The sequence below is a fragment of the Prosthecobacter sp. genome, from assembly GCF_044373815.1.
Taxonomy (GTDB): domain Bacteria; phylum Verrucomicrobiota; class Verrucomicrobiia; order Verrucomicrobiales; family Verrucomicrobiaceae; genus Prosthecobacter.
In genome coordinates, this window is record NZ_JBIPNG010000344.1 from 1 (window position 1) to 7,175 (window position 7,175).

4 protein-coding genes and 1 pseudogene are annotated in these 7,175 nt (G+C 59.8%); 1 reads left to right on the forward strand and 4 read right to left on the reverse strand.

Annotation, left to right across the window (positions count from 1 at the left end; genetic code table 11):
* The 4 genes and pseudogenes from ACIREA_RS22575 to ACIREA_RS22590 all read right to left on the reverse strand — a co-directional run.
* A pseudogene (locus ACIREA_RS22575) lies at positions 1-367 on the reverse strand (hypothetical protein); the annotation flags it as partial.
* Between the two features lie 32 nt (positions 368-399).
* The gene (locus ACIREA_RS22580) at positions 400-1,740 is read right to left on the reverse strand and encodes a DUF1501 domain-containing protein (protein ID WP_397384611.1); all 1,341 of its coding nucleotides are present in this window, start codon (positions 1,738-1,740) and stop codon (positions 400-402) included.
* A gap of 75 nt (positions 1,741-1,815) precedes the next feature.
* Positions 1,816-5,289 carry a DUF1553 domain-containing protein gene (locus tag ACIREA_RS22585; protein WP_397384612.1) on the reverse strand — a complete coding sequence of 1,158 codons (3,474 nt, stop codon included), beginning with the start codon at positions 5,287-5,289 and terminating at the stop codon, positions 1,816-1,818.
* A gap of 63 nt (positions 5,290-5,352) precedes the next feature.
* Positions 5,353-6,318, reverse strand: coding sequence for a heparan-alpha-glucosaminide N-acetyltransferase domain-containing protein (locus tag ACIREA_RS22590; protein ID WP_397384613.1), 966 nt, complete (start codon positions 6,316-6,318; stop codon positions 5,353-5,355).
* Positions 6,319-6,395: 77 nt separating this feature from the next.
* On the opposite strand from ACIREA_RS22590, the gene ACIREA_RS22595 reads away from it, so the two are divergent.
* On the forward strand, positions 6,396-7,175 hold a 780-nt coding region (locus tag ACIREA_RS22595; RefSeq protein ID WP_397384614.1), incomplete at its 3' end, for a hypothetical protein.

Consider the following 7,175-nt stretch of genomic DNA (forward strand, 5'->3'; position numbering starts at 1 on the left):
CCAGCGTGTCATTGGGCTCCTTTTCCAGCACCTCTTCAAATTTGCCCACTTCCACAATGCGCGGCGGCGAGGCATCCGCTGCGTTGTAAAGCCGTATCAGACACGGACCGGGCACAGCATCCTTGGAGATGTTCAGGAAGAACTTCTTCGGCTTGTCACCACCCAGCACCACCACTTGCGGATCGCTGCTCCAGACCAGAAGCGTCTCTTTCTCCAACCCCTTGCCGCTCACCAGCGTCTCGACGCGGCTGCCAATCTGCCCTCCCGCAGGAAAGAGACTTTCAAACGCATGCGGAGCAGCAAATGCTGAAGAGATGAAGGCGGAGCACAGAATGACAAAAGCCAGCGCACTGCGGCCATTTGTCATTCGGCATTCGTCATTCGACATTTCCCGGCGCATCACGCAAACAGCTCGCGGATGGGCCTGCCGCCGTTGATCAGCTGCACCGGGCGTCCGCTGCTGGTGTGCAGCACCTGATGCGGATCAATGCCAAGCTTGTTGTAAAGCGTCACGGCAAAGTCTTCCGGCGAATAGATGTTGTCGCTGGCGTAGTAGCCCTTCGGATCGGTGGCACCGACAATGCCGCCGCGTGGGACTCCCGCGCCTGCGAAGAGGATGTTCATCGCGCCAGGCCAGTGGTCGCGGCCAGAGTCCTTGTTGATCTTCGGCGTGCGTCCAAATTCTCCCAGTGCAACGACCAGCGTGCTTTCCAGCAGACCACGGCGATCAAGATCGGTGATCAGGCCGGCCATGCCCTGGTCAAACTTGTTCATGAACTCACCTTTGCAGGTCTTGAACAGATCGCGGTGATGATCCCAGCCGCCGTAGTTCACGGTGACAAACGGCACCCCCACTTCCACAAGACGACGTGCCAGCAGCATGCGCTGGCCCACATCATTGCGACCGTAGAGATCCCGCGTCTTCTCATCTTCCAGCGAAATATCAAAGGCCTCCTGCGCAGGCTTCGAGGCGATCAAATCCACCGCCTGACCGTAGAAAGTGTCAAAGCTCACCGCCGGATCTTCAGCCACGGCATCATTCAGACGCTTCATGCGGTCCAGCGAGTGGCGCAGATCACGGCGTGCGAGCCCGCGTGCATCGGAAATCTCAGAAGGCAGCACCACATCGCGCACCTTGAAGCCCTTCGCGTTCGGGTCGCCACCGGCAACAAAAGGCGCGTGCTCCGCACCGAGGAAATTCGGCCCCCCGCTTCGGGTGATGCTCGGCAGCGTCATGTAGGCAGGCAGGCCGTTTTTGATGCCACGCTTGTAGCTCACCACGCTGCCAAAAGACGGATGAAAGGTCACAAAGGCACCGCAGCCCACCGGCACAGGTGTCGGCGCACCCGTCATCATGTAGTGATTGCCGCCACCATGGTTCGGATCCTTGTGCGTCACGCTGCGCAGCACGGTGAACTTGTCCGCCGCTTTGGCCAGATGCGGCACGCTTTCAGAGAAACGCACCCCTGGAACGCTGGTCGGGATTGTGCCCAGTGAACCACGGATCTCGCTCGGAGCATCCGGCTTCGGATCAAACATCTCGTAGTGAGATGGGCCGCCATCCAGCCACACCAGAATGCAGTTCACAGGCCGTGACATCGAAGGCTGCGGAGCCTGCGCTGCCATGGCTCGTGCACGCAGCAGATCCGTAAAGCCCAAGCCTCCACCGGCAGCGGTGAGACCGAGCTTCAGAAAATCACGCCGCATGTGACCGGCGCAGTTGTGAGTGATTCGTGACATGGGTGAATCGATGAGAGACACTGAAATTACGCCCCACCTAGGGGATTCTTGCGAAATCGAACAAAAGTATCGGTTTCAGTGATTAAACACAAACTCCGCCGAGTTCAGCAAACTCCACAGCACATCCTCAATCGCTGCCTGCCGGTTCGCGACACCCACATCCAGCGCCTTCCCTGCAATCGCCACCTCTTCGGCGGTGGGCAGGCGTGAGTAGCAGGCAAGGTAGAGTTCCTCCATGATCTGTTCCGGCTTGAAGTCGCTTTTGGCCAGCCTTGTCACGCGCCCTTTACTGCTGATCAGCATTTCCTGCAGCTTGGTCGAATTCATCAGATGCAGCGCCTGCACCACGCTGGGTTTGGCATCGCGTTCGCAGGGGCATTCGGAGCTGGCATTGGGACGGCCGAAGGCGTCCATGAACTGGCTGTCGAGCTTGTGATTCCACGTCTGCTTCGCCAGCGCATCCGATGGCATGCCGGAGAAAGTTTCCTGAACCTCGGTGACTTCACACACGGCATCCAGCAACGTTTCCGCAGGCAGACGGCGGCGGTAGCTGCGGCTGTAGTTTTTCAAATCGGCGATGTTCGTCTCATTCGGCAGGCTGCTGAGGCGATAAGTCTGCGACAGCATGATGCTGCGCATGAGGTGCTTCAAATCATAGCCGTGCTTCACGAAATCCTGCGCCAGCCAGTCGAGCAGCGGCGCATTGGTGGGCGGGTTCGAAGCGCGGAAATCATCCACCGGATCGACGATGCCGCGCCCCATGAAGCTGGACCACACACGGTTCACAATGGCAGGCGCAAAGTAAGGATTGTGCGAATCGGTCATCCAGTCCGCCAGCACCGCGCGCGGATCCTGCGTTTCAGCGATGGTGATCTCCTTGTCGGCAGGCGGGCGCGGTTTGAGCGTGGCCTTGGTCACTGGATGCTCGATGCCCGCGTTGCCAGGCGCAAACCACATCTGCTCCGGCTCACCACTGATCGGCGCAGAGATCCCCTGCCCTTTGCGCTTCATCTGCGTGAAGAACGCCGCCATCTGGTAGTAATCGGTGAGGTCCCACTTCTCTGTCGGATGGTGGTGACACTTCGCGCACTCAAGGCGAACACCGAGGAAGATCTGACCGATAAACGTGGCCGCATCCACTGGCTCACGCTTGTCACGCCAGATCGCCACAGGCCCGTCCTGATGCGTGTTGCCCTGCGCCGTGAGGAGTTCACGCACAAAGCGGTCCCAGGGCTTGTTCTCGCGGAAGCTCTGTCGGATCCATTGATCCAGCAGATAGACAGGCTTCACGCCGACGCGCGAAGGATTCGGGCGGATCAGGTCTCCCCATTTGATGGCCCAGTGGTCAGCCCACTCGGGGCGCTGCAGCAGCGCATCCACCCATTGCTCATGCTTCTTGGGATCCTTGTTCGCGGCGAAGGCGCGGGCGTCCTCAACCGTCGGCAGCATGCCGATGGCATCCAGCGTCGTGCGGCGCAGGAACTCCGCATCCGTGCAGGTGTCGCTGGGCAGATGTCCGAGCTTTTGAAGCCGCGCATAAACAAGCTTGTCGATCTCATTGCGCACGGTCAGCTTCGCGTAGCGCTCCGGCGGCAGCAGTTTGTCCGCAGGCACGGCCACTCGCGAGATGGCCACCTGCCCCATGTAGCGCGCCACGATGACCGTCTCTCCGCTTTCGTTCGTGGTCTTCATGTGACCTTCCTCATCCACCGCAGCGATGGATTTCTCGGACGAAATATAGTCCGTCAGCCCCGTCACATCGCGCGTGGTGCCGTTGCTGTACTTCGCCGTGACCTTCAAAGCACCCGCTTCATTCTTGCGATACGTCTTTTCAGCAGGCACCACCTCGATCCCCGTGAGCGCAGGCTGGCCCGGCGTTTCATACGGCATCCCCTGCCGAATCCATTCCGCGATGGTCTTCGCCGACTCGGAGTCTGGCTCAAACCGCTGCCCGCCCTCATGCTGCACACGCACTACGGACTTTTGCAGCAGCAGGCTGTCTTCCGGCAACGCCGGAAACACGCGACGTCCGCGCGAGTCCTTCACCAGCTCCATGTAGTCGCCCTTCGGATCGTAGGCAAAGATGGAAAGTTTAAAGCCCGCCTGTCCGGACGACTTCGCATGGCAGCTGCCCAGATTGCACCCTGCCTTGCTGAGCACGGGCAGGATGTCCTGTGTGAAGGACAGCGCCTTGGGATTCGGTGCAGCAGGGGCAACAGCAGGGCCGTTCAGCTTCGTGACCTTCAGCTTCTCATCGATCTGAAAGACATCGCCCGCATCAGTGGCGGCATAGACGTTTTTGCCATCCGCCGTCATCACGGCGGCATTCGGCACGGCTTCGAGCGTGCCGATCCGCTTGTCCGTCCCCGAAGTGAAGGCGAGGCGCACGCCATCATGCGCCTTCAATTCCGTGACGGCATGCACGCTGCCGTTGTCGTTAAAATACGTCAGTTTGGTCGAATCCGGCGACCACAGCAGCGCGTTCACAGGCGAAGTTTTGTCTCCCAGCAGCATGATCATTTCCTTGCTGGCGATGTCCCAGACTTTGAGATCCTTGTCCGCGCTGCCAGTGGCCAGCCACTTGCCGTCCGTACTGAATCCCAGCGCCACGATGTGCCCCACATGGCCCTCGATCCGCGCCACTTCCTTCAGCGTGGCCACATCCCACACCTTGGCCAGATTGTCCGCGCCGCCGGTGGCGATCTGCTTCCCATCACGGCTCAGGGTCAGACTCAGCACATTGTCCGCATGCGCCTCGACCGTCTGCGCAGGTTTCGGTTCTCCAAGCTTCCAGCGATGCAGCACCCCCTTCAAACTCGTGGCTCCGTCCGCCAAAATCAGCGTAGCATTGTCCGGCAGAAACACCGCACCCGTGACACGCCCTTCCAGAGGTGCTGTCAATGTATGCGCGACTTCCCATGCCGGGGACTTCCAAACCAGCACACTCCGGTAACCACCCGCCGCCAGCAGCGAACCATCCGCATTCCACGCCAGCGACTGCACCACATCCTTGTGGCCTTCCAGCGTCGCCACCACCGGCGCATCCTTCGCCGTCACATCACGAATCAGCACCCGGTTGCCACGCCCCACAGCCAGGCGTTTGCCATCCGCACTCAGCGCCATCGCCGCCGCCGGTGTGTGGCTCGCAGGCAACGCCGTCAGTTTGTCCGCAGGCGTCAGTTCGCCGAATTTCTTCAGGGCCGCATCATCCCAGGGTGCCCCCGCATTCACCCAGGCCTTGAGCAAATTGATCTGCTTCTCAGGCATCTGCTTCTTCGGTGGCATGTGGGCATCCCCCGGATCATTCAGCGCTTTGATCAAGGCGCTGTGATCCGCATCTCCGGCGATGGCGGCACCATTTTCGCCGCCCTTCAGGGCCAGTTCACGCGTCTCCAGCGACAGTCCGCCCTTCTTCTTCTCCGCATTATGGCAGCCGAGGCACTGCGTCTTCAGCAGACCCATCGCCTGCGCAGGATGAACCTTCGCCACCTCCGCAGCGAGCGAGGAGGTGAATAGGATGAAGGCAAGAACGTGGCGACTTTGGATCATGGTTAGGCTCAAACTACGCCCTAAAGTGCAAGGCTCTTGCCACTGATCCTCAACGTGCCCTCGCTATCGCCGCATCTTTCGCCGCTCGTTATACCACCCCAGCCCCAGCGACACGACAAACAGCCCCACAAAAATCCAAAACACCCCCCACAGTGTCTGGGTCATGCCAATGAGAAACTGCAAGGGCAGCCGAGGCAGCGGCACTGCATGAATCAGCAGCAAATGCACCACATACAGCAGCAGCGATTCACGGCCCGCCAGTCGCAGCCAGCCGGTGACGGCACTGAGGCGGTCCGCCACGCAGGCCACCAGCACAGCGGCCATCATCACCCAGCCAAGACGTTCCAGAAAGAACTCAGGCGGCCCTCCCTGCCATGAATACGGCTGCACAAAGGCCAGCAACGCCCCAAAAATAAAGACCACCGCCGCATGGCGGCTCACCTTGCCGTCCCAAAGCCAACGCGTCAGAAAACCAGCCAGCCCAAACCCAACCCACGGGAACAGCGCAAAGAGCGAACCCTGGTTGCGGTTGAAATACTGATCAATGAACAGCACCCCCGTGTGCCAGCGCTCTGCCGACTTTTGCAGTCCCACAAAGAAGACCAGCATCACGACCACCACCACCTGCCGCCACCGGCCAAATCGCTCAGCCAGCAGCATCAGCATCCCGCTGATGGCCAGACAGTGCAGCACATTCACCGTGCACGTAGAACGCCACCCCTGTGCATGAAACAGATCCAGCCATGGAACATACATCAGGTAGCCGATGAACAGCACCATCAGCAGCCTTTTAAAGGCAGGCAGCGCAGGCTTTGGCACCGCCGATGTCACATGCGCCCGCACAAATCCGGCGATCCAGAAAAACGCCGGAGCGATCAGTCCATGGTAGTAAGTAAGCTCGTGATACCACCCAGTATGCTGCAGTCGGGCATCGAGAAACGTGTTCGCCGAGTGCGTCCAGACCATGCCCAGCACGGCCAGACCACGGAAGAGATCGAGCCACAGGAGGCGTTTGCTAGGAAAAGACACGCGCTAGTTTAACTAAATTGTTTCCGTTCACAAGATGTCACTCCGATGTCCGTTGGTTACAGCTTTCGTTCCCAACCATGAAGTCAGCCATCCTGCTCACCCTCCTTATCGCAAGCTCCGTGCCTGCCGCAGAAGTCTTTGAAGCCGCGCTAGGCCGCGAAACCGAACTTCCCAAGGGCAAAGAGGCAGACGGCATCCTCGGCGACTTCGTTCTGCGCAGCGACAAGGTCGAGGCCGTGATCTCGCAGAACTCGCCCAATCGCAAAGCCAACATGAGCACCTTCTACGGTGAAGACGGCGTCACCCCAGGCTGCCTCTACGATCTCACCCTGCGCGGTGCCAACAACGACCAACTCGTCGTCTATGGTCCCTGCGGCCACGGCCCCGTGAGCTACGTGAAAATCCTCGACTCAAAGGAAAAGAGCGTGGCCGCCGTGGAATCCGTCACCACCGCCGCAAAGAACGGCGGCGTCTACAAGAGGCATGAATACCGCGTCCAAGACGGCACGCAGGGCATCATCATCACCACCACGCTGCGCAACGAAACCGACAAGCCTCAAAAGGTCTTCACCAAATCGGACCTCACTCGCTTTGATGTCACCGGCATGACGACGGACGGCATCTTCTGGACCGATGCCATCAATCCCGCCCACAAGTGCGGCTACGCCGTCGGCACACTCAACGTCACCGGCACGGAAAAAGTCGAAGACACCCTGGAACTCGCGCCCAAACAGGAAGTCGTCATCTCACGCTTCTTCGCCATCGGCACCTCCCCTGCGCAGGCCGTGGGTGAATTCCGTTCTGTCAAAGGCGTCAAACTCGGCAGCGTGGACGGACTGATTCTTGATGCCAAAAAT

Coding starts and splice junctions, on each gene's coding strand:
- ACIREA_RS22580 (WP_397384611.1), bottom strand. CDS start 1,740: ATGTCACGAATCACTCACAACTGCGCCGGTCACATGCGGCGTGATTTT.
- ACIREA_RS22585 (WP_397384612.1), bottom strand. CDS start 5,289: ATGATCCAAAGTCGCCACGTTCTTGCCTTCATCCTATTCACCTCCTCG.